Raw genomic sequence first — 20,806 nt, forward strand, 5'->3', positions numbered from 1 at the left:
TGTCCACCCGCGGGGGAAGCACCGTGCGATCGGCTGGCCTTAATAAAGTCTAGTTGTTTGAAATCTTGTGTCAAGGGTGGAATTAAATCATCCGTTTGGCCGCATTCGGCCACTTTGGAATCGGGGGAATGGTGGTGCAATGTTATTTTGTGGCGGAAAATGGCAATATAAGATGAAGTTAATCCGGATTTATACTTCTCGCCGTGTCGTTCTGTATGTATTCTTGAAATATGTTGCCACTTCGGCGAAATGCCATGTTTCGACATAATGGTGGGGGCGCGGGTGCCGCGCACCCGCACCCCCGGAAGGTGTGGATCGGCTCCGTGAGCGGACGCGTTCTTCGCACGGTGGCTCAGGAGCCGTGGTTCCCCCTGATCAGCACAGCAGGAGGCTGAGGTAGCTCACGCTGTAGGCCTGGTCGGCGCTCTCGGCGACAGGCGTTTCCATGGACTGCAGGTCGAGGATGTAGGACATGGTGAATCCTTTCGTTCGGCCGGAGAACTCCCGGCCTGGTGTCAGTCCGTCGGTCGGATTCGGGTCGGGGATAGGGACCCGAGGTGGTGAATGGTTCACTGCGGCGTGGGCGCTGTGTGCCGTCGCGCCCGGGTCGGGTGCTCCTTTCGTCGGCGGTGGTCGGTCGGGTCCTACGGGGCGGGTGCTACCGGGTGGAGGTGGCGGTGGCTCGGGTGAGGAAGGGCAGGATCGGGAGGTGGTCGTCGCGGACCGCGGCTAGGGCGAGGAGGATTCCCGCGCTGCCGGTGGCGAGGTCCATCGAGAGCCGGAGCAGTTGGTCGCCGGGGAAGGCGATCTCGCCGCGCAGGCCGACCATGTGCCAGCGCAGTCGGTCGCGCTTGGCGGTGATGAGCTCCTCCAGGTGGGCGTCGTGCCCGTCGGCCCGCCGGAGGTGGGTGAGGAGGCCGAGCAGCCCGGCGTTGCCCTGGAAGAGCATCGGGAAGATGCCCAGCTCGGGTTGGGCCGCCCGGCGGATCCGGGCCACGGCCGCGGTGAACGGGGGATGGTCGCGGTGTCGCAGGAACTCGTCGAGCACCAGCCCGATCCCGGCCGACCCGTCGGCCACGTAGGGCAGGGTCCGCTGCCCGTCGTCGACGAGCAGGGTGTCGTCGCGTTCGAGGCGGACGCAAGAGCGCAGGTCCCGCTCCAGGGCCTGGTGCGCCAGGTCGAGGTATCCGTGGTCGCCGGTCTCCCGGTACAGGTGAACGAAGAGCAGGGCACTGCCCGAGGGGCCGCGCAACAGCCCCGCTGCCTCGCGCGCGCCCCGCGCAGCGGGGTCTGTCAGCCGGTCGGCGAGCCGCTGGGCGTGGTTCACCGCGGCGTCGAGGAGGCTGCGGTCGCCGAGTCGGCGGAAGAAGTGCAGCCGGTTGAGCGCGATGCCGCTCCTCCCGCCGAAGAGACCGTCGGCCAGGGCGTCGTGCTCCTCGTCGGGGGCGGCCGTCTCCAGTGTTTCGAGCGCTTCGTCGCGGAGGCCGATCTCCTCCAGCGCGTAGGCGATGCCGTGGAGGCCGTCGTAGAAGCCGAGCCGGTGCGGCGTGCGCTGCTCGCGCACGCGGCGCAGCAGCCATCCCTCCCACATGTCCCACACCTCCGGCCCGGCGTGGCGGCCGTGCCCGGAGGCGGCCAGGGCGTAGAGCACCCCGGCGGCGCCGTGGGCCAGGCCGAGCGCGGAGGTGGTGAACTGCTCGACGTCGCCGGGGAAGAGGCGGTCGGGGCGCTCGGGGGTGGCACTCTCGCGTATGGCGCGGGCGATGGAGGCCTCGATCGCGAGCCAGTCGGGGCGTCCGGATGCCGAGGGCCTTCGGTCGTCCCCCTGGTCGGGGCGCCGGTGCTCCGCGCCCGTGATGAGGGCGGTGGAGCGTGCCATCTGCTCCTCGGTGCCGGCCCAGGGAGAGGGGCCGAGGTCGAGGTCGGCGAGCACATCCCGGCCCCAGCCGGCGGGGACGGGGAAGAGATCCTCGACGGCGTCCACCAGGCTCCGCGCGGTGCCGGTGTCGAGCGCGCACAGCATGGTCAGGGGGAGGAACGGTGCGATCTTCACGCAGCCCAGCGCGTAGCGATCGGCCGCGTAGGCGCCGCGGCGGTCGGGCGGGGTGAACGCGGGGGCGCCGATGCCGATGTGCCCGTCCTCGTCACCGCGGGTCGCCACCTCGAAGTCGGCGAGGGCGATGCGGCCGTCGTCGCGGAGCAGCACGTTGCCGGGGTGGAGGTCGCCGAAGGCGATGCCCCGGTCGTGGAGCCGCTCGATCGCCCGCTCGACCTGTGCGGTGATGTCCAGGGCCCAGCGCGTGAAGTCGGCCTTCGCCGCCGTGTCGGGATCAGGGCGAGCCAGGGGATTGCGCCGTGCCATCTCCGTGCTGAGGGTGCCGCCCCCGACGTACTCCTGGACGAGGAACTCGTGCTCCCACGCGGTGAACCGGCCGTGGAGGCCGACGACCGCGTCGACGTCGGCGAGCTGGGTGAGGATGTCGTACTCGTGCCGCAGCCGGGCGATGGCGTCGCGGCCGTCCTGGTCGAGCGCCGCGTGCGGGCGCGCCTCCTTCAGCACCACCTGCGCGCCGCTCGCGCGGTCCTCGGCCAGGTAGATCCCGCCGCCGTTGGAGAAGTGCAGGGCGGAGCGGATCACGAAGGGGAAGTCGGCGGGCGGCCCACTGGCGCTCCGCTCTTCCAGGAGCGGGCGGAGGAAGTGCGGCGGGCGCACCCAGTCGGGGAAGGAGAAGACAGGGTCGCGGCGATCGGGACATAACCGCCCTAGCGGGTCCTCAATCGCAGGAACCGGCTCACCTCGTTCATTTCGGACATATCGAATTGTGAAGGCGCCGTAGCGGACATAGAGCGGACTGTCTTTCCAGCGGAGATCGCTGAGGATGTAGGGCCCGCCGAGTCCGTCCAACCGTTCGGAAAGTTCATTGAGGATGGCATGCAGCTCGTCATCCGACGCGGGGTAGATGGTGATGAATTTCCCACTCGCGGAGCGGTCGGCGTACTTCGCGTTCCGCGCCAGGAAAACTCCCTCGTGGGACAGAAACTTGAAGGATATGCCCGCCGATAGGCAGTACTCCGACGTGATGTCCAGTACCTTCTGCGCCGATTTCAGGTTCGCCGATACGTGGACCTTCCAGCCCTGGGGTGGGGGCTGGCGATCCTGCCGCATGCGGTGGATCCACGTGCCGTCATCGCTCGTCGACCATGATCTACCGGCAGGAGGTGCGGGGCAGGTGTAGGGGGATCGGTCCGCTTCTCGGCTTCCGGGGGCGTCATAGAAGAGACGGTCGGCAAGGCAGTACTGGAAATAGTGTAATTTCATTGTCCGCCCGCTGTCGGGTTTGCTGGGCGTGATCGCGCAACAACACCGAAGCGTACTTGTCCGAAGTCGGGTGTCAAGACCGAATTGGCGGGCGGAGCATGACCGCATCCGGTCACCGCGTTCCCGGTTGGAATGGGAAACGGTACTGTTCCCATTCGTTTTCTCGGCTGTGAGCTGCGGCGGTCCGGTCCGAATGCTATTCGGTGTTGCGGCCGGTTCCCTGTCTCATGTCGGGGTGGCCGTGGGTGCTTTTGTTGAAAGCTATTTATATTTCAATGAACATCGTCATTGGAGATCATGGACAATGCGAAGGATTCCGTCGCCCCAGTGAGCCGCTCCACGCCCACCCGCACACCACCCCACCGCCACCGCGTCACGTCTGTGCCGTCGACGCCTCCGCCGCCTGTTCTTGCTCCACCCATGCCGTCAGTGAGCGCCCCTGGACGGCCGCCGCCATCAGTTCGGGGAACCGGTCGGGCGTGCACGCGAACGCCGGGACCCCGAGCGCGGCCAGCGCCGCCGCGTTCTGGCGGTCATAGGACGGCGCCCCCTCGTCCGACAGCGCCAGCAGCACCACGACCTGCACCCCGGCCGCCGTCATGGCCGCGACCCGACGCAGCATCTCCTCCCGCACACCGCCCTCGTACAGGTCGCTGATCAGCACGAAGATCGAATGGGAGGGCCGGGTGATGAGCTCCTGGCAGTAGGCGATGGCCCGGTTGATATCGGTGCCGCCGCCGAGCGTCGTGCCGAACAGCACCTCCACCGGGTCGCTCAACCGGTCCGTCAGATCGACGACCGATGTGTCGAACACGACCATCGACGTACTCAGGGTCCGCATCGACGCCAGGACCGCACCGAACACACCCGCGTACACCACCGACGCCGCCATCGACCCGCTCTGGTCGATCGCCAGCACGACATCGCGTTCCACCCCCCGGCTCCGCCGCCCGTACCCGACGAGCCGTTCCGGGACCACCGTGCGCCGCTCTGGCAGATAGTTCTTGAGGTTGGCGCGGATGGTGCGGTTCCAGTCGATGTCGGCCACCCGCCGCGGGCGGTGGGTGCGCGCCGACCGGTCCAGCGCCCCCTGCACCACCGAACGCGTGTGCTGGGCCAACCGCCGCTCCAGGTCCTCCACGACGGAGCGGACCACCGCCCGCGCCGACTCGCGGGCCTGCTCCGGCATGACCCGGCTGAGCGAGAGCAGCGTGCCGACCATGTGCACGTCCGGCTCCACCGCCTCCAGCATCTCCGGCTCCAGCAGCATCCGCTCCAGCCCGAGCCGGTCGACCGCGTCGGCCTGCATCACCCGCACCACGCTGGAGGGGAAGTAGGACCGCACATCGCCCAGCCACCGCGCCACCCGCGGCGCCGAGCCACCCAGCCCGCCCTGGCGGGAGCCGTCGCGGGCGCCGTCCGATCCCCGGTCGTACAGCGCGGCCAGCGCACCGTCCATTCCGGTGTCAGCCGCCCCCAGTCCGCCACAGGCCTCCGCGGCCGGTTCCCCCAGCACCAACCGCCACCGCCGCGCCCGCTCCGGCCCCGGCGCCTCGAACTCGTCCATCGTGTCCCTTCCTCGGTTGGTCACCGGCCGCGTGCCGGGCGGCCGGTCACGGGTCGTTGTCGTTCAGGTCTGAGGTGCTGTCCCTCCGTTGATCTCGGGGATATTGGGGTAAAAACTGCCGCTGAAACCCCAATATCTCCGAGATCAACGGAGGGACAGCGACTTCCTTGGTGGAACGTCAGTGGCCCGTGCGGGCTAGGGCTTTCTCCGGCAGGCCCAGCAGGGTCGCCACCGTGGCGACGGCAGGCGCCGCGCGGGCCGTGTCGATGTCGTCAGGCGTCGCCTCGGCGGTCGACCGCCCACGGCCGAGCCCCCTCGCCCGCTCGCCGATCGAACGGCGCTCCGCCGCCGGAAACGCCCCGAACGTGCGGCGGAGCAGCGGCAGCACCTCGGTGAAGGCCTGCTCGCCCAGCCCGGTCAGCCAGCGGTCGATCAGCGACAGCAGCGCCGTGTCGTGCACGAGCAGCAGCCCGCTGCCCGACAGGAAGCCCTCGATCCAGGCCGCCGCCCGCTCCGGCGGGACCGCGCGCGACGTGGCCTTGGCGAGGCGGGCGGCCAGCTCCGTGTCGGCCAGCCGGCCCGCGTCGTACAGAATCCGGTGCGCCCGTCCGCCCACGCGGCCCGGGATGTCCTCCCGGCCGGCCACCCCCGCCAGCGCGTCCGCCCACTCCCGCTCGGCGACCCCGCCCAGCAGCACCGCCGCCGCGTGGACGTCGTCGACACCGCGCACCATGCGCCCCGCCGCGTCGTCCCCCAGCCCGGACAGCGCGGGACCGAGCCCCGCGCACACCCGCGCCAACAGCTGCTCGGCCACGCGCCGCAGCGCCTCGGAGTCCAGACGGCGCACATCGCCGTAGCGCGCGGACCGGGCCAACGGGGGAAGCGCCGCCATCAGGTGCTCGATATCGGTGTCCTCGGCGGCCCCCGCCGCCAGCGCGGCGAGCACATCCCCGATCGCGTCGGGCAGATCAGCGAGCAGGCACTGCTCGGTGATCCGGGTCAACCGGGGCAGGTCGGCGCCGCGCGTCAGGTCCAGGGCGCGCGCCCCGGCGGCGGACGCCACGTCCGTGCCCCACCGCGCTGCCTCGATCAGCGCGATGTCGAGCTCCGGCGTCCACCTCAGCGTCCAGGACTCGCGGAACGTTCCGCGCGACCGGGGGGCGTCGCCGCGCGGCGTCCCCCAGTCCACCCCGATGAGCCGCAGCCGGTGCAGCAGGACGCTGCGCTGGCGCACGCGCTCCTCGCGCAGATCCAGGTCGAGGTCGCGCTCGACCGCCTCCGGCTTGAGCCGGAGCCGCCGCTGCTGGGCGACCAGGTCCCGCTGGAGCGGCACCATCGGTGTCGCTTCGGGGACCGTGCCGAGGCGCTCGCCGATGACCATCGACCGGTGCACCAGATCCGCGCGCAGTTCGGAGCCCTCGCACAGCACCGCCGAGGTCGCCTCGGCGAGCTCGTCCAACCCCGGCAGGGGACGGCCGCGCAGCGCGGCCAAGGAGTCACTCAGCCGCACCGCCTCGATGACGTGCGCGGAGGACACCGGCTGGTCCTCGGCGCGCAGCCGCTCGGCGGCCTCGGCGAGCCACCGCTCCACCGGGCGGTCCGGTGCGGTGAACAGGTGGTGGTACCAGCCAGGCGAGCGCACGCCCGCCCGGTAACCGGACGCCGCGGCGAGGCGGCCGTGCGTCCACGGAATCCATGTCGCCGCCGCCTTCACCTTGGGCAGTCCCCGCAGCAGTGCGTTGTCGTCGGCGACCCGGGGGTGGTCGAGCAGTGCGGGGGCATGCCAGGCGCCGCAGACCACCGCGATCCGGGCGTACCCGGCCCGCATCGTCGCGCGCAGGACCTTGCGCATGTGCGCCTCGCGCCGCGCCTCACGCTCATCCTCCGGCTCGGGCGCGAGCTCGGCGCGTACCGCCGCCATGGCCTCGGCGATCGCCGGGAAGGGCGAGGGAGCGTCCGCCCCGGCCGCGCCGCGCTGCTCGACGACGTCGTCCCACCAGCGCTCCGGGTCGTCGTACCCGGCGGCCTCGGCGAGGACGCCGAGCGGGTCGACACGGCTCCGCCGCGCCGCCGCCGACGCCTCGTCCTCCTCCGGAGCGTCACCCCGCCCCGGTGTGTCCGGCCCCTCCGGTCCACCGGCCCCTGCGGCGTCGCCTTCGGCCAGCGTGTGGGCGGCGGGCAGATCGCAGAACCGCACCTCGGTACCGTGCTCGGCGGCGTAGCGCAGCGCCACCCACTCCGGGGAGAACGACGCGAACGGCCAGTACGCCGCCCGCGCCGGGGCATCGGGCACGTAGGCCAGCAGTGACACCGGCGGTTCCAGCTCGCCGACCAGCCCGGTCAGCCCGTCGGCCTCCGGAGGGCCCTCGATCAGGACCGCGTCGGGCCCGATCTCCTCCAACGCCGCCCGCACCGCCCGGGCCGACCCGGGGCCGTGGTGGCGCACGCCCAGGACGTGCACGCGGTCGGTGTCCACGCGCGCCATCAGCGGCCCGTCTCGCGGCAGGCCCGGTAGAAGTCCTGCCAGCCGTCGCGCTCGCGCACCACCGTCTCCAGGTATTCGCGCCACACCACGCCGTCGGAGACGGGGTCCTGCACGACCGCGCCGTGGATACCGGCCGCCACATCGGCCGGGCGCAGCGTGCCATCGCCGAAGTGCGCGGCCAGCGCCATGCCGTTGGTCACCACGGAAATGGCCTCGGCCGTACTGAGTGTCCCGCTGGGCGACTTCACCTTGCTCTGACCGTCCTCGGTGACGCCGCCGCGCAGCTCGCGGAAGACGGTGACGATGCGCCGGATCTCTGTCATCCCGGCCGGGACCTCGGGCAGTTCCAGGGAGCGTCCGAGGTCGGCGACGCGCCGGGTGATGATGTCCACCTCCTCCTCGACAGTGCGCGGCACGGGCAGCACCACCGTGTTGAAGCGGCGGCGCAGCGCGCTGGACAGGTCGTTGACGCCGCGGTCGCGGTCGTTGGCGGTGGCGATGATGTTGAAGCCGCGCCGTGCCTGCACCTCGGTTCCCAGCTCGGGGACGGGCAGGGTTTTCTCCGAGAGGACGGTGATGAGGGCGTCTTGGACGTCGGAGGGAATGCGGGTGAGCTCCTCGACGCGGGCCAGACGGCCCTCGGCCATCGCGGTCATCACCGGGCTCGGCACCATCGCCGCCTCGGAGGGTCCCTCGGCGAGCAGGCGGGCGTAGTTCCACCCGTAGCGGATGGCCTCCTCGGCGGTACCGGCCGTGCCTTGGACGAGCAGGGTGGAGTCGCCCGCGATCGCCGCCGCCAGGTGCTCCGACAACCAGGTCTTGGCGGTGCCCGGAACGCCGAGCAGCAGCAGCGCGCGGTCGGTGGCCAGGGTCGCCACGGCGACCTCCACCACGCGGCGGGCACCGATGTACTTGGGGCTGATCACCGTGCCGTCATCGAGCGTGCCGCCGAGGATGTAGCGGGTCACGGCCCAGGGCGACAGCCGCCAGCCGGGCGGGCGGGGCCGGTCGTCGGCCGTGGCGAGCGCGGCGAGTTCGTCGGCGTAGTTCTGCTCCGCGTGCGGACGAAGGGGGGCCGTGGGGGCGGAACTGCTCAATTGAGCTCCTCATGCATCTCGTAGCGGAATCGGAGTGTGGCGGCGAGCCGGGCCAGGGTGCGCCCCTTCCGGTCGTCGCCGGACTCGGGGGAGTCGGCGGAGGTGGAGCCGGTGCCCTCCCCGGCGTCGGCCGGGGCGCCGTACTCCGCGAAGCGGGTGTGGAGGGTGGGCAGAAGCCACCGCTCGGCCGCGGCGGCCAGCTGGGTGTAGGCCGAGGTCGTCCGTTCGGCCCCGGCCTTGGTGCCGAGCAGTGTGTCGACCACGATCGCGCCGAGCTCCTCGGTCCAGGGACAGTCCAGCTGCTCCACGATGTTCAGCAGGTGGGAGGCGGAAGCGCGGTCGGCGCGCGCCTGCCGCACGGCCCAGGCGCACTGCTCGGCGGCGGGCAGCAGGGCGAGGAGCGCGGGGCCGCGGCTGCCGCGCAGGTCGTGACCGCGGGTGAGGCGGTCCAGAACGGTCGGCAGGAGCAGCCGCGCCCAGTCCAGATCGCGCTGCACGACCGCGGCGTTGGCCAGCGCGTCGGCGAGGTCGCCGGAGCCGGAGACCTCGCGCACGACCTCGGCGCGGTCGGTGCCGAGGTGTCCCACCCAGGTGTCGAGCGGGGTGTGCGAGATCAGCGTCCACAGCCACTCGCGCCGGATCTCCTTGCGCGGATCGCCGTCGGCGGGGGCGGTGACGTTGAGGTCGCGGGCGAGTTCGGTGTCGGCGAGGTCGGGAAGCCGGACGGACAGCCGCCCGTGCTCGCCGGGCAGGACATGGCGGCGGGCGTGGGCGGCGAGGTGGCGGCCGTGCGCGGTGTCGGGCAACCGGGCCAGCAACGCCATGGCGAGGGCGCGCACGCGCGTGCTGCGGTCGGTGAGCGCCTCGGTGAGCAGGGGCTCGTCGGCGGGGGAGAGGCGGTCGTCCAGGGACTCCAGGAGCGCCCGGCGCCGCTCGACCGACTCCCGCCGCCACTCGTCGGCGGTGAACTCCCCGGGCGGCACCAGGCGCTCCAGGTAGGACCAGTCGGGGTTGAGCCGGGCGAGCCACCGCCCGCGCTCTCCGGAGACCGCCAGGACCAGCCGCCCGAACGCGTGGTCGCGGGCGCCGCGCTCCAGCAGGTCGGGCAGGGCCTCCGGGGGGACGCGCAGTCCCCTGTCGGCGACCAGGGCGAGCCACTCGCGCAGCTGGGAGCGCGTTCCGCACTGGTCAACCGGTCCAACCGCCGAGCGGCGGCCGCGCTGACCGCCGGCCGCGTCTCCGGGGGCGCGGGCTCCAGCGCCGCAACACGTGCGGGGCACCGCCCCGCACGGTCGCGCACGGCCACCAGCGCCGCGTGGTCGAGCAGCGCCAGCGCGGGATCGTCGGCGGTGGACGCCGGGACCCCCGACGCGCCGGGCACCGCCCGCCGCGCGGTACCGACCAGGGCCGTGGAGACGAGCTCCGGCCAGGTATTCGTCATGGGCACAGGTCGTGGTCCTCCAGCTTGATCCGGGTGGTCGCGGGATGGTCGTTCGGGCACCGGCCCCGGGCGGGGCGGCGCCGGACTCCGTCCGACGCGGACGGCGCGGCCGTCAACCGCGGCGCGGGGCGGATGGGGGAGGCGCCGGTCGGCCGTCCCGCCCTCGGGCGCGGTCGCGACTGTGCCGCCGGGGGCGGAGATCGGCGATCCCACGACGCGCGGTGGCGCCGCGTACTAGGCCGTGTTTTTCGAATCATTTCGGGCTCGCGGCCACCGGAACGACGCTCGCTGCGCCGCTCCACTCGCCAAGCCGACCTGGATTGACTTCGTGAAGCGGCTTGCGAGCGCCGCCCCGGACGGCCGCTCGCTGATCCGAAAGCATTCAAAAAACACGGCCTAGGCGACGACCGGACCGACATAGCATCCTCCTCGCAGGCCAGGGGGGAGACGGGCCGGCTCACCCCGGTCGGTGGTGATGGCGCGTCACCTGATCGTTCGCCGAACGTGGGAGCTGGGAGTCCCGTCGCCGACGCAGCAGGGGAGAGGGACAGCCGTCAGGGGTCACATCGGAACAGCGCGCCCCTCGGCGGTCCAGGCGGTGAGAGGGCGCAGGCCGCTGGGGGTCCACTCGGCCGCCACAGTGAGGGGTGCGCCGCCGGAGACGGCGGCGAGCCGCCAGGGCTGGGACGGGGCCACGGCCCGGTGCACGGGGAGCGCCGCCCCCGACGGGTCCGTGAGCCACCAGCCGTCCCGGTGTGCGACGGCGGCGTCGCGGACCACCACCGGCCACTCCTCCAGCCAGGGGTCGGCGGCCACGGCGGACGCCCACGACTTCAGGGCGTCATCCAGGCTTCCACCGGGCGGCGGGTCGGCGCGGTGTTCGGCGTGCCGGGCCACCAGGGAGGCGCGCCGCTCGGCCGGGTAGAAGGCCAGATCGGCCTCGAACTCGGTGCCGACGCGCGCCGCGGTTTCCGGGGTTCGACCCGTGGGGGCGAACGAGACCAGCATGGCGACGCGTTCGGTAGCGCGCCCACGCAGCCAGATCCTGCGTCCCCGCACCTGCCCGGCCGGAAAGTCGCGCCGCCCCAGCACCTGCCAGGTATCGCGCACGGGGGCGCTCTCGTCCGGCGCGGTGACCAGCCCGGCCCGGGCACGCACGGTCGCCCGCAGCGGCTCGGGCAGGTCGTCGCGGCGGCGGTAGGCGGTGATGAGGAGCCGGAGCAGGGCGAACTCCGTCAGCAGCCGACCGGGCCACTCGTCCTTCGCGCACACGCTTCCCAGCTCGCGGACGCGATCGGCCACGCGCCCGGCCTGGGCGTCGACCAACCGGGCGGCCATGCCGTCCCAGTGGCCGTAGTCGCGCCCCGGCGCACCCGCCAACCCGGCCTGTGCCTGGTCACGCAGCCACAACTCCAGCTCCGCGAACCCCTCGGCGACGCGCTCCTCCCGCCGCTGGGTACGGCGAGCGGCCGCCTCAGCATCGGGCGCGGCATCGCGCCGCTCCGTCGTCGCGTCGCGCCGGATCAACCAGTCGGCGACCCAGTCCGGGGGATCGCCCGCCGCCTCGACACGGCCCTCCACCCACAGGTGGAGCAGCGCCAGGGCGTGCTTGCAGGGGAACTTGCGGCTGGGACAGCTGCACTTGGAGGCCGGGGCCGATGGCCCGGTCAGGTGGACGGCGGTCTGATAGGGCTTCTTGCCACTTCCCGCACACGCGCCCCACAGCGCCACGGTCCCACCCGGGGCATCCGCGGCCTCCGTGGGGTCGGCGGCCAGGCGGCCGAGTACGGGCCAGGAGGCGGTCCGCGCCACCTTCACAGCAGCCTTCCGCGAGGACGCGTCAGGGGCCAGAGCCGCGACGTCGTCGGTGTTCCAACGTTCGCTCACATCCCCGAACCTAGGCCCGGGGTAGGACATTTCCGGGGGCTCGGCGATCTTCGCGGCGCGGGCGTCCGGCCGCACACCGCATCCCCCTCGGGAAGGACGCGCACCACGGCACGTCCACCCGTCATCCGGGGCTTCCCGTGTGAGAATCGGCCTACGGAGCGCTACGGTTGCGGTGGCGACGATCACGATTGGGGGATCCGATGGTCGGGGGAGAGACCGAGGGCAGGGATCTGCTGCGGCTGCTGGCCGGGCCCTGGTTGACCGAGGCCGCCGTCACGGCCGTGCGGCTCGGCGTGATCGACCGGCTCGGCGACGGGCCGGAGACCCCCGCCGAAACCGCCGCGGCGCTGTCCCTGAGTCCCGAGCCGCTGGCGCGGGTGCTGCGCCTGCTCACCGCCGCGGGCGTGCTGAGCGAGGAGGGCGGACGCTACGCCCTGACGGAGATGGGCGAGCAGCTGCACAGCGACCACCCCGCCTCGATGCGGCCCCTGGCGCTCCTGTACAACAGCGACTTCTTCACCCGCGCCTGGCGGGGGCTGAGCGATGCGGTGCGCACCGGGGAGCCCGCCTTCCCCGCCGTGCACCACCAGGGCATCTACCCCTACCTCGCCGACCATCCCGACGACGAGGCCCTGTTCGACGCCGGGATGGCCGCCGGCAGCTCGTTCGCCACCGGGCTGCCCGCCGCCTACGACTTCTCCACCGCCAAGAAGGTCGTGGACGTGGGAGGCGGCGACGGCACCCTGCTGGCCGCCGTACTGCGCGCCTACCCCCACCTGCACGGGGTCCTCTTCGAGCGGCCGCCCGCGCTGCACGGGGCGCGCGAACGGCTCGGCCCCCTCATCGCCGAAGGCCGGTGCGACCTGGTCGAGGGCGATTTCATGCGCGAGATCCCCGGCGACGGCGACATCTACATCCTGTGCCGTGTCCTGCACAACTGGGACGACGAGGCCTGCCACCTGCTGCTGGGCAACTGCCGCGCCGCGATGGGGCCGGACGCGCGGCTGCTGGTGGTCGAGCGGGTCATCCCCGACGGGCGGCACCCCCTGCTCACCCTCGCCTTCGACGTGCACATGATGGTGATGACCAGCGGCCGGGAGCGTACCGCGAGCGAGTACGAGGCCCTCCTGCGCCCGGAGGGACTGACCACCGCTGACATCACGGACCTCGCGGCCGAGATGCGGCTGCTCATCGCCCGCCCCCGCTGAGCGCCCCGCGCGGCACGCCCGGCCCACGGCGACCACCGCCCGACATCACCACCCCAATACCCCGCATGACCGGGACTTTCGGCACTCCCCTCGCAGCGCCCCGCGACTAGCGTTGAGCTCGCACCGACAAAAGGAGGAGGCCATGGCCGGGCACACCACGACGCCGATCGTGGCGGCGGTGGACGGCGGGAAGTCCGCCGCACGAGCCGCTGACTGGGCCGCCGACGAGGCTCAGCGGCAGCGGCGCCCGCTGCACATCGTGCACGCCAACGAGTGGCCGATGTTTCACTCCTCGCTCGGCCCCGCCGCCGAGGAGATGGCCCACGCCGCCCGCGACATCGTTTCCAAGGCCCGCGACCGCGCACACGAGCGTGCGCCGGACATCGCGATCGAGGCCCACACCGTCGACGGGTACAGCTCCGCGGTACTGCTGGAGCACTCCCGCCACGCACACATGCTCGTGTCCGGAACCCGCCGCCTCAGCGGACTGGAGGCGCTGTGGATGGGCTCCACCGGACTGGAACTCGCCACCCAGGCGTCCTGCCCCGTCGTCCTCGTCCCCGACATCGACCCGGGACAGCCGCGCGGGATCGTGTCCGTGGGCGTGGACGGCTCGCGCGCCGCCGACGCCGCCGCCCAACAGGCGTTCATCGCCGCCGCCGAGCGCGGCGCCCTGCTGCGCGTCGTCTGCTCCTACGGCCCCGGCTCGCACGGGCGGTTCGGGCCGCTGGAGCACGCCGAGCTCACCTGGCACGACGCCTCCCCGGAAGAAGCCTCCGCGCGCGCCGAGGCCGAGCGCCTGCTCTCGGAGTCCATCGCGGGCGAGCGCGAGCACCACCCCGACGTCCGGGTCGAGGAGGTCGTCCTGCGGGCCTTGCCCGAGCGCGCGCTGATCTCCGAGTCCCACCGCGCCGACATGGTCGTGGTCGGCGCGCGGGGGCGCGGCGGCTTCGCCGGTCTGCTGCTCGGTTCGGTCAGCCAGAAGCTCGTGCACCACGCCGACTGCCCCGTCATGATCGTCCGCGCGAAGGAGCACCAGGGTGGGTGACCCGTGCCCGCTCTCGGCCGGACCGGCACCGGCGGCCGCCGCCATCGGACGCGCCGGAACCGGGACTACCGTGGACTTCACGAACAGGGAAGGCAGGTGCGCCGATGAGCGCTGAAGGCGACAGCACCCGGACCAGAGTGTTCCTGGTCGACGACCACGACGTCGTGCGGCGCGGCGTCATGGCCCTCTTCGCCGACGAGGAGGACATGGAGGTGGTGGGCGAGGCCGGCACGGCCGCCCAGGCCATCGCCCGCGTCCCCGCGGCGCGTCCCGATGTCGTCGTGCTGGACGTCCGGCTGCCCGACGGCGACGGGGTGACTGTGTGCCGGGAGATCCGCTCGCAGATGCCGGAGGTCAAGTGCCTGATGCTGACCTCCTTCGCCGACGACGACGCCATTTACCAGGCCGTCATGGCCGGGGCGTCGGGGTACGTGCTCAAGCAGATCCACGGCTCCGACCTCGCCGGCGCGGTGCGCACGGTCGCGAGCGGGAAGTCGCTCCTCGACCCGGTCAGCACCATGCGGATGCTGAACCGCATGCGCGAGCAGGCCGAGCGCAAGGACCCGCTGAGCCGCCTGTCGGACCAGGAGCGCAAGATCTTCGAGCTCATCGGTGAGGGCCTGACCAACCGGCAGATCGGAGAGCGCATCTTCCTGGCGGAGAAGACCGTCAAGAACTACGTCTCCAGCGTCCTGTCCAAGCTCGGCATGCAGCGCCGGACCCAGGCCGCGGCCTACGCCGCCCGGCTCTCCGAACGCGAGGACGGCAACGACAGCCCCCACAAGCCCGGGTGAGCGTGGACGGGGACAGCACGCCGGAGGTCCCCCTCACGGAACCGGCGCAGCGCGGGCGGTCAGGCCAGCGGGACGCGCCAGTGGAAGACGGTGCCACCGCCATCGCGCGGGCGGGTCTCGAACTCGCCGCCGAGTTGATCGGCGCGCGTCCGCACGTTGCGCAGCCCGCTCCGGCGCACCTGCTTGGGGATGCCCGCCCCGTTGTCCTCCACCCGCACGGCCACCGCCTCGTCCCGGACGCGGATGTCGACGCCGACGTGGGAGGCGCGGGCATGCCGCGCCACGTTGGACAGGGCCTCCTGCAGCACGGCGAGCAGCTGGTCGGCGATGCTCGGCTCGACTGCGCTGTCGATGGGACCCTCCAGCAGCAGCCGCGGTGAGAAGCCCAGAGTCCCGGCGGAGTTGTTCACCACGTCCAGGATCTGGGCGCGCAGCCAGTTCTCTTCGTCGTTCTCGTTGGTGTGCTGCAGCTCGAAGATTGTCGAGCGGATCTGCCGGATCGTGTCGTCGAGATCGTCCACGGCCCGTTGTACACGCTCCGTCGACTCCCGGTCCGAGATCCGGTTCACCGCGCCCATGAGCGACATGGCCGTGGCGAAGAGCCGCTGGATCACGATGTCGTGCAGGTCGCGGGCGATCCGGTCGCGGTCCTCCAGCACGCTGAGGCGCTCCGCGGTGTGCCGGGTCTCGGCCAGCTCCAGGGCGACAGCTGCGTGGTCGGCGAAGGTGAAGAGCATGTCCTGCACCGACTCCGGGAAGGGGGAGCGGCCCGGCCGGCTGCCCACGACGAGCACGCCGCGCACCCGCTCGGGCGGGCCGAACGGCACCAGCAGCACCGGACCCAGCCCCAGCCCGCGGAGGAACTCGGCGTCGCGGCTGGCGTGGGCGGTGACATCGGCGAGCCGCGGCTCGCCCCGGGCGTAGACCCGGCCGACCAGGGTTTCCGCGGTATCGATGGCCTGCCCCCGGCCCTCGGTGACGTCGATGCCCTCGCACACCTGCACGACCAGGCGCTCCTGGTCGTTCTCGGGAAGCGCGATGAGCGCCAGATCGGCCTCCGACATCATCCGCGCCCGCCGGGCCACCAGCCGCAGCACCTCATCGGTGCGGGCCCCCGACAACAGGCGCGTGGTGATCTCCCCGGAGGCGTCCAGCCAGGTCTCCCGGCGCCGGGTCTCCTCGAACAGGTGCGCGTTCTCGATGGCCACCCCGGCCGCGGTGGCTAGGGCGAGCACGAGTGTCTCGTCGTCCTCGTCGAAGTCATCGCCGTCGGTCTTGTCGCTCAGGTAGAGGTTGCCGAACACGTCATCGCGCACGCGGATGGGGACACCCAGGAAGCTGCGCATCTCGGGGTGTCTCGCGGGAAAGCCGGCCGACTCGGGGTGGTCGGTGATCGCGGAGAGCCGCAGGGGACGCGGCTCCTTGATGAGCAGGCCGAGGATGCCTTCGCCGCGCGGCCAGTGGTCGATCTGGGCGATCTGCTCCTCGCTGACGCCGACCGGGATGAACCGGGTGAGCTCCCCGTTCGGACCGATCACGCCGATCGCGCCGTAGCGCGCGTTCACCAGCGTCACGGCGGCCTCGGTGACCCGGCGCAGCAGGGTCTCCAGCTCCAGGCCCTCACCGATGGTGATGACGGCTTCCAGCAGCGCGTGGATCCGGTCGCGGGTCGCCATGATCGTGGCCATCCGCGACTGCACCTCATCCAGCAGGTCGTCCAGCCGCATCTGTGGCAGCAGGAGACGCTCCCGGCCCGTGTCGTCAGGCCGCGGATCGGCCATCGCAGTCCGCCTCGCTCTACTTCGGGGTTCCGGACCCGCCCGGAGCCCGTCCGCCTCCGAGTCTAGAACCCCCGTCTCCACGGGCGAGTGCGGCCTCCGGCGCCGGGATTCGCGCACCACACCCCAGGCACCGGGCCGTGGACACGGTCTGCGGCCCCCGGCACCGAAGGCCCCGATCTCAGCGGCCGGAGAGCGCCGAGCCGAGCTCTCCCTCGCGCGCCTGACCGGGGGCGGGCGCGTGGCCCAGGCGCGGCAGCACCTGCGGCGCGCGGCCCGCGCAGCAGCGTTCGGAAGATGAAGGACCGCAGCAGCGGCTCCTCCAGCGGCTGGGTGTGGAAGGCGCCCGCCACACCCGGAACGGGTGCGTGCCCGGCCGGGAACCACGGTCATGCCTCCGCCGCTTCACCGCTTCCGCGATCGCCGCGGTCCGCGTTGGCCGCGCCGTCCGCGTCGGTGGGTGTCGTCGACGGCGGGATCCGCCGTCCGCTGATGCGGGTGGGCACGATCTTGAGGTAGGTGTCCCGCTCACCTCCCGCCCACGGGCGGATGCCGCGGACCTTCCTGATCTCCCGGAGTTCCAGCGGGTCGCGGATCCAGTGGGTGCGGCCCGTCACCAGCACGCTCCAGCCCTCGTGCCGGTCGGGGTCGATCGCGTCGACCTGGAACGCCACATGGCCGTGGGCGTGCTGCGCGATCACTCCGAAGGGCGCGGTACGGAAGACGATGACGTCGTTGAGGACGGCGAAGTTGACGGGCAGCACCGTGGGTGCGGCGTCGCCGGGCACGACGAACGCGATACGCCCCAGCCCGCCGCGGGCGATGAGGTCCAGGCACCGCTGGGAGCTCAGCGGCTCTGGGATCGCGCCGGCGGACTCCGCGTCGCGCTGCTGGGGCGCCTCCGTGCCGTAGAGCACCCCCGGTGTCGTCTGCAGCGCCTCGGCCAACCGGGCCACCGCCCAGCGGCTCATGTAGGCCGGGTTCTCCTCGACGTAGGCGAGATAACCGGGGGTGAGTCCGCAGCGGTCGGCGACGGTCTCCAGACTGAGCCCCAGTTCCTCGCGGCGGCGCGCGACACGGCGCCCCAGCTCTCCACGGCTTCGCTGTGCCGCATCGATCCCGGTCATATCGATCACCCCCGGTGGCCTGTCCTGCCTCCAGTATCCGCGCGCGGGGCGGTCGGCGGTGGAGGCTTAGGTCTCCGCTCGGGCGGGGCGGAAGTCCCACGTCAGGCCGAAGCTCCGCGACGACGTCGGCCCAGGCCGGACGCGGTCCATGCCGGGAGTGGTGTCGATGGCCCCGACGACCTGGTCTCCTGGGCAGAGGGGGCACCATGGGGTGCGAGGGAAGCGTGCCCTGCGTACTCTGCCGGATTGGACGGCTATTTCGTTGAATCGCCCCTATCCGAACCCGCAAGCCGATACGATCTTGCCCACGGGGGTGTGATGGTGTTGTTACGTGGGGTCGTGTAGAGAGGCGGCGCGGGGTGTCCGGAGGACGATCGGAGTATTTCCCCTGCCGGGAGGCCGTCGTCGTGCCGGTGCGCGGGGAGATCGACATCGCGACCGCCGACGACATGCGCGACCACGTGCTGCGCGCCGCCCATCCGTCGCCCGCCACCGTTCTCAAGGAGGGCGTCGCCGTCCGGGCGGGCGCCGGCCGCCGCGGCCCCGCGCCCCGGCCGGGGAGCCCGTGCGTCATCGTCGACCTGTCCGGCGTCGAGTTCTTCGACGCCAGCGGTGTACGCGCGCTCATGTCGGCCTACCGCGTGCTTACGCGCGAAGGGCGGCACATGGTGCTCGCCGAGCCGTCCGCCGCGGCCGCCCGCATCCTCGAAACACTGCGCATGGACGAGGTCTTCGAGATCTACCCCATCGTGGAGATGGCGCTGGCCAACAGCCACGCCGCCCAAGCCGACGCCGACCGGGTCAGACGCGCTCCAGGAACGGAGTGAGCAGGCCGGGCACTGCACCGTCGGCGAATTCCAGGCCCGCGCCCAGGTCCATGTCCGGTGCGGTGTAGACGCCCTCACCAGCGGCGGTCGTCGCGCCGACCGTCGCCAGGCCCAGTCGGCGCTGGAAGGGCGAGCGCGATATCGTCCAGCCGATGACCGCCTCACGCTGCAGGGCGACCGTGGCGCGTGCGGCCATGCCCTTGCGCACCACCAGATGGCGTTCGCCCACGGTGTGCCCCAGCCCCCGGTAGCAGCCGACCGCGTACATCACCAGGAGCGGGGCGGTGGCGAACGCGACCACCACCGGCACCCACACCGGCCACCCGTCCAGGAACCAGCTCGGTACCGCGGCGGCGGCGATGAGCACGAGGGCGGCCCCGACGGCGCGGTTCAGCCTGCGGCGCAGCGCCGCCCGAGGGTGAGCGGCCAGCGGCATGTCCGTCGGCGAACCGGCCTCGCGCGCCACCGCGCCCGCCACCCGCAGCGCTTCGGCGCGGGGCATGTCCGGGCTCAACGCGCTCTTGGAGACAGGGGCGTCCTTCCTGTCGGCGAGCCCCGTTGCCACGGCCGACACGTCAGCGGCGCCGAACCACCGCTGCGGCAGGGGCTCACTTACCTCGACGCCCCGCAGGCGGCGCTCCTCGATCGCCAGCGACTTGAGGTTGAGCAGACCGCGTCGGACACGCAGCGTGTCGTCGGCCTCGCGGGACAGCTGGTAGTTCCACCAGGCCTCCACATGCAGCGCGATGGCCGCGATGGCGCCGGTGACCAGCCCGAACAGCAGGGCGAGCGGGATGGCGAGCGTCAGCCGCGCCAGCACGAACTCGTAGAGGTCCTGGGCGAAGGTCGGTGGCAGGAAGGGGATGAGGGCGGCCCGTTCCGGGCTGAGCCAGCCCAGCACGCCGAAGACCGAGCCGAGCGCACCCGCGCCCAGCGCCACGCTGTGCCAGGTCAGCGCGGCGTAGCCGATCCACGCGGGTTGGAGCCGGGCCAGTTCGGTGGATTCGGCGGCGTCCACCGCCTCGGCTCCGGCCGCCTGCGAGCCCGCGGCACGGCGACCGCCGGCGGTGTCGCGGAGCAGCAGCTCCCGACGCAGCCGGTCGCCCTCGTGCGCGGCGACGAAGTCCAGCCTCAGCTCGTCGCTCTGGGCGGAGCCGACGTGCTGCCCGGTGCCGATGACCACGCCGCACAGGCCGAACGGGCGCGCCCACAGCGGCGCATTGACGTCGACGCTGCGGATCCGTTCGCGGGGGATGGACCGGTAGCTCTTCGCGACGATTCCCGTGTACATCTCCATGCGCTCGTCGGTGACCCGGTAGCGGGTGAGGCGCAGCCGCAACGCGTCGACGCCGACCAGTCCGGCGATGAGCAGCACGGTCGCCGGAAGGATGAGCACTGCCCACGGCAGCAGGCCGTCGATGGCCGCCACCACGACGGTGGCGACCAGTGCGGGCAGGCCCACGAAGACGGCGAGGATCACCGCCAGAATCCACACGGTCAGCGGGCTCAGCGCCCGCCAGCCGGGATCGATGGCGGCAGGGCCGTCCGCGCTGGTTCGCGCGGCGCCAGCGGCGGTCCCGACACGGGGCGTGCCGAGCGTCGGGTCGGCGGCTCCCTCGGGGCCGGCGGGGACGTTGGTCGCGTCGTTGCGGCAGGGCACGGGTGTGCCCGGGGTACCGGTGGTCATGTCGCGTCTCCCGGAGTCGCCTGGGTGGTCTCGGTGAGGTGCCGCGCGAGCTCGGTGGCCCGCGCGTGGTCGAGCCCGTCGATGCTGAGCGGCCCGGCCGCCGACGCCGTGGTGACGGTGACGCTGGCCAGGCCGAGCAGCCGCTGCAGCGGTCCGCGCTCGGTGTCGACGGTCTGGATCCGCGACATCGGCGCGACCCGCCACTCCTGCCACAGCCAGCCGGAGGCGGTGTACACGGCGTCGTCAGTGGCCTCCCAGCGGTGCACGCGGTACCGCCACTGCGGCATGGCCAGCGTGACGGCCGCGGCCGGGGCGGCGATCACCGCCGAGGCCAGCCAGAGCCACGCGGCGAAATCGGCCCACAGGAGCGCGGTGACGACCGGAGCCGCGATGGCGGGCACCGCGACCGCGAGGGCGTGCAGGGTCCACAGGGCGATGGCGCGGCGCTCCACCCGGTGGCGGGGTGGTCGCAGGCGCAGGGTCGTCGTCATGGTGTCGCTCCCCTCTCGGGCCGTCGGTTTAAAAAAGTGATATCACAATG

Annotated in this window: 15 protein-coding genes and 1 pseudogene; 4 read left to right on the top strand and 12 right to left on the bottom strand. The window is 72.5% G+C overall.

Translation table 11 applies throughout. From position 1 onward, the window contains the following. Positions 1 to 375: 375 nt before the first annotated feature. The 8 genes and pseudogenes from CDO52_RS14310 to CDO52_RS14340 all read right to left on the bottom strand — a co-directional run bounded on the left by CDO52_RS14310 (position 376) and on the right by CDO52_RS14340 (position 11,796). On the bottom strand, positions 376 to 474 hold the full coding sequence (locus tag CDO52_RS14310; RefSeq protein ID WP_017621160.1) for a SapB/AmfS family lanthipeptide: 99 nt from the start codon (positions 472 to 474) through the stop codon (positions 376 to 378). Positions 475 to 658: 184 nt separating this feature from the next. Then, on the bottom strand, positions 659 to 3,319 hold the full coding sequence (gene lanKC, locus CDO52_RS14315) for a class III lanthionine synthetase LanKC (RefSeq protein ID WP_026126281.1): 2,661 nt from the start codon (positions 3,317 to 3,319) through the stop codon (positions 659 to 661). Positions 3,320 to 3,692: 373 nt separating this feature from the next. After that, positions 3,693 to 4,886, bottom strand: a complete 1,194-nt coding sequence (locus CDO52_RS14320) for a VWA domain-containing protein (RefSeq protein WP_094932442.1) — start codon at positions 4,884 to 4,886, stop codon at positions 3,693 to 3,695. A gap of 178 nt (positions 4,887 to 5,064) precedes the next feature. Then, a complete protein-coding gene (locus CDO52_RS14325) occupies positions 5,065 to 7,371 on the bottom strand; it encodes a DUF5682 family protein (protein WP_094932443.1) in 2,307 nt (768 codons plus the stop codon). Then, positions 7,371 to 8,468 carry an ATP-binding protein gene (locus CDO52_RS14330; protein ID WP_094932444.1) on the bottom strand — a complete coding sequence of 366 codons (1,098 nt, stop codon included), beginning with the start codon at positions 8,466 to 8,468 and terminating at the stop codon, positions 7,371 to 7,373. Before CDO52_RS14330 ends, CDO52_RS14325 begins: the two co-directional genes overlap by 1 nt. After that, positions 8,465 to 9,748: a DUF5691 domain-containing protein gene (locus CDO52_RS14335; RefSeq protein ID WP_232524176.1), complete on the bottom strand. Its 1,284-nt coding sequence runs from the start codon at positions 9,746 to 9,748 to the stop codon at positions 8,465 to 8,467. The genes CDO52_RS14330 and CDO52_RS14335 overlap by 4 nt, the downstream gene beginning before the upstream one ends. Continuing rightward, positions 9,703 to 9,909: pseudogene (locus CDO52_RS29675) on the bottom strand (DUF5691 domain-containing protein); the annotation flags it as partial. The gene CDO52_RS14335 and the pseudogene CDO52_RS29675, both read right to left, overlap by 46 nt. A gap of 561 nt (positions 9,910 to 10,470) precedes the next feature. After that, complete coding sequence (locus tag CDO52_RS14340; RefSeq protein ID WP_094932833.1) at positions 10,471 to 11,796, bottom strand: SWIM zinc finger family protein; 1,326 nt, start codon at positions 11,794 to 11,796, stop codon at positions 10,471 to 10,473. A gap of 200 nt (positions 11,797 to 11,996) precedes the next feature. On the opposite strand from CDO52_RS14340, the gene CDO52_RS14345 reads away from it, so the two are divergent. The 3 genes from CDO52_RS14345 (at position 11,997) to CDO52_RS14355 (ending at position 14,846) form a co-directional block, all read left to right on the top strand. After that, positions 11,997 to 13,004 carry a methyltransferase gene (locus CDO52_RS14345; RefSeq protein WP_094932445.1) on the top strand — a complete coding sequence of 336 codons (1,008 nt, stop codon included), beginning with the start codon at positions 11,997 to 11,999 and terminating at the stop codon, positions 13,002 to 13,004. Positions 13,005 to 13,146: 142 nt separating this feature from the next. Beyond that, the gene (locus CDO52_RS14350) at positions 13,147 to 14,052 is read left to right on the top strand and encodes a universal stress protein (RefSeq protein ID WP_232524177.1); all 906 of its coding nucleotides are present in this window, start codon (positions 13,147 to 13,149) and stop codon (positions 14,050 to 14,052) included. Positions 14,053 to 14,156: 104 nt separating this feature from the next. Next, positions 14,157 to 14,846, top strand: a complete 690-nt coding sequence (locus CDO52_RS14355) for a response regulator transcription factor (protein ID WP_017621150.1) — start codon at positions 14,157 to 14,159, stop codon at positions 14,844 to 14,846. 59 nt (positions 14,847 to 14,905) lie between these two features. On the opposite strand, the gene CDO52_RS14360 is transcribed toward CDO52_RS14355, so the two are convergent. Next, a complete protein-coding gene (locus CDO52_RS14360; protein ID WP_017621149.1) occupies positions 14,906 to 16,627 on the bottom strand; it encodes a sensor histidine kinase in 1,722 nt (573 codons plus the stop codon). 386 nt (positions 16,628 to 17,013) lie between these two features. Further along, complete coding sequence (locus tag CDO52_RS14365) at positions 17,014 to 17,751, bottom strand: helix-turn-helix domain-containing protein (RefSeq protein WP_033301914.1); 738 nt, start codon at positions 17,749 to 17,751, stop codon at positions 17,014 to 17,016. A gap of 359 nt (positions 17,752 to 18,110) precedes the next feature. Here CDO52_RS14365 and CDO52_RS14370 point away from each other — a divergent pair, with 359 nt between their 5' ends. Next, complete coding sequence (locus tag CDO52_RS14370; RefSeq protein WP_026126279.1) at positions 18,111 to 18,578, top strand: STAS domain-containing protein; 468 nt, start codon at positions 18,111 to 18,113, stop codon at positions 18,576 to 18,578. Here CDO52_RS14370 and CDO52_RS14375 read toward each other — a convergent pair. Both CDO52_RS14375 and CDO52_RS14380 read right to left on the bottom strand, forming a co-directional pair. Next, the gene (locus CDO52_RS14375) at positions 18,553 to 20,265 is read right to left on the bottom strand and encodes a PH domain-containing protein (RefSeq protein ID WP_094932446.1); all 1,713 of its coding nucleotides are present in this window, start codon (positions 20,263 to 20,265) and stop codon (positions 18,553 to 18,555) included. The two genes, CDO52_RS14370 and CDO52_RS14375, sit on opposite strands and share 26 nt — an antisense overlap. After that, positions 20,262 to 20,756: a PH domain-containing protein gene (locus tag CDO52_RS14380; RefSeq protein WP_017621145.1), complete on the bottom strand. Its 495-nt coding sequence runs from the start codon at positions 20,754 to 20,756 to the stop codon at positions 20,262 to 20,264. Before CDO52_RS14380 ends, CDO52_RS14375 begins: the two co-directional genes overlap by 4 nt. Between the last annotated feature and the right edge of the window lie 50 nt (positions 20,757 to 20,806).

Origin of the sequence: Nocardiopsis gilva YIM 90087, from assembly GCF_002263495.1 — a bacterium.
In the GTDB taxonomy this organism is placed as follows: Bacteria; Actinomycetota; Actinomycetes; order Streptosporangiales; family Streptosporangiaceae; genus Nocardiopsis_C; species Nocardiopsis_C gilva.

What these genes read in the sequence shown, in the direction of transcription:
- CDO52_RS14310 (WP_017621160.1), bottom strand. Translation starts at nt 474, where the DNA reads ATGTCCTACATCCTCGACCTGCAGTCCATGGAAACGCCTGTCGCCGAG.
- lanKC (WP_026126281.1), bottom strand. Translation starts at nt 3,319, where the DNA reads ATGAAATTACACTATTTCCAGTACTGCCTTGCCGACCGTCTCTTCTAT.
- CDO52_RS14320 (WP_094932442.1), bottom strand. Translation starts at nt 4,886, where the DNA reads ATGGACGAGTTCGAGGCGCCGGGGCCGGAGCGGGCGCGGCGGTGGCGG.
- CDO52_RS14325 (WP_094932443.1), bottom strand. Translation starts at nt 7,371, where the DNA reads ATGGCGCGCGTGGACACCGACCGCGTGCACGTCCTGGGCGTGCGCCAC.
- CDO52_RS14345 (WP_094932445.1), top strand. Translation starts at nt 11,997, where the DNA reads ATGGTCGGGGGAGAGACCGAGGGCAGGGATCTGCTGCGGCTGCTGGCC.
- CDO52_RS14350 (WP_232524177.1), top strand. Translation starts at nt 13,147, where the DNA reads ATGGCCGGGCACACCACGACGCCGATCGTGGCGGCGGTGGACGGCGGG.
- CDO52_RS14355 (WP_017621150.1), top strand. Translation starts at nt 14,157, where the DNA reads ATGAGCGCTGAAGGCGACAGCACCCGGACCAGAGTGTTCCTGGTCGAC.
- CDO52_RS14360 (WP_017621149.1), bottom strand. Translation starts at nt 16,627, where the DNA reads ATGGCCGATCCGCGGCCTGACGACACGGGCCGGGAGCGTCTCCTGCTG.
- CDO52_RS14365 (WP_033301914.1), bottom strand. Translation starts at nt 17,751, where the DNA reads ATGACCGGGATCGATGCGGCACAGCGAAGCCGTGGAGAGCTGGGGCGC.
- CDO52_RS14375 (WP_094932446.1), bottom strand. Translation starts at nt 20,265, where the DNA reads ATGACCACCGGTACCCCGGGCACACCCGTGCCCTGCCGCAACGACGCG.
- CDO52_RS14380 (WP_017621145.1), bottom strand. Translation starts at nt 20,756, where the DNA reads ATGACGACGACCCTGCGCCTGCGACCACCCCGCCACCGGGTGGAGCGC.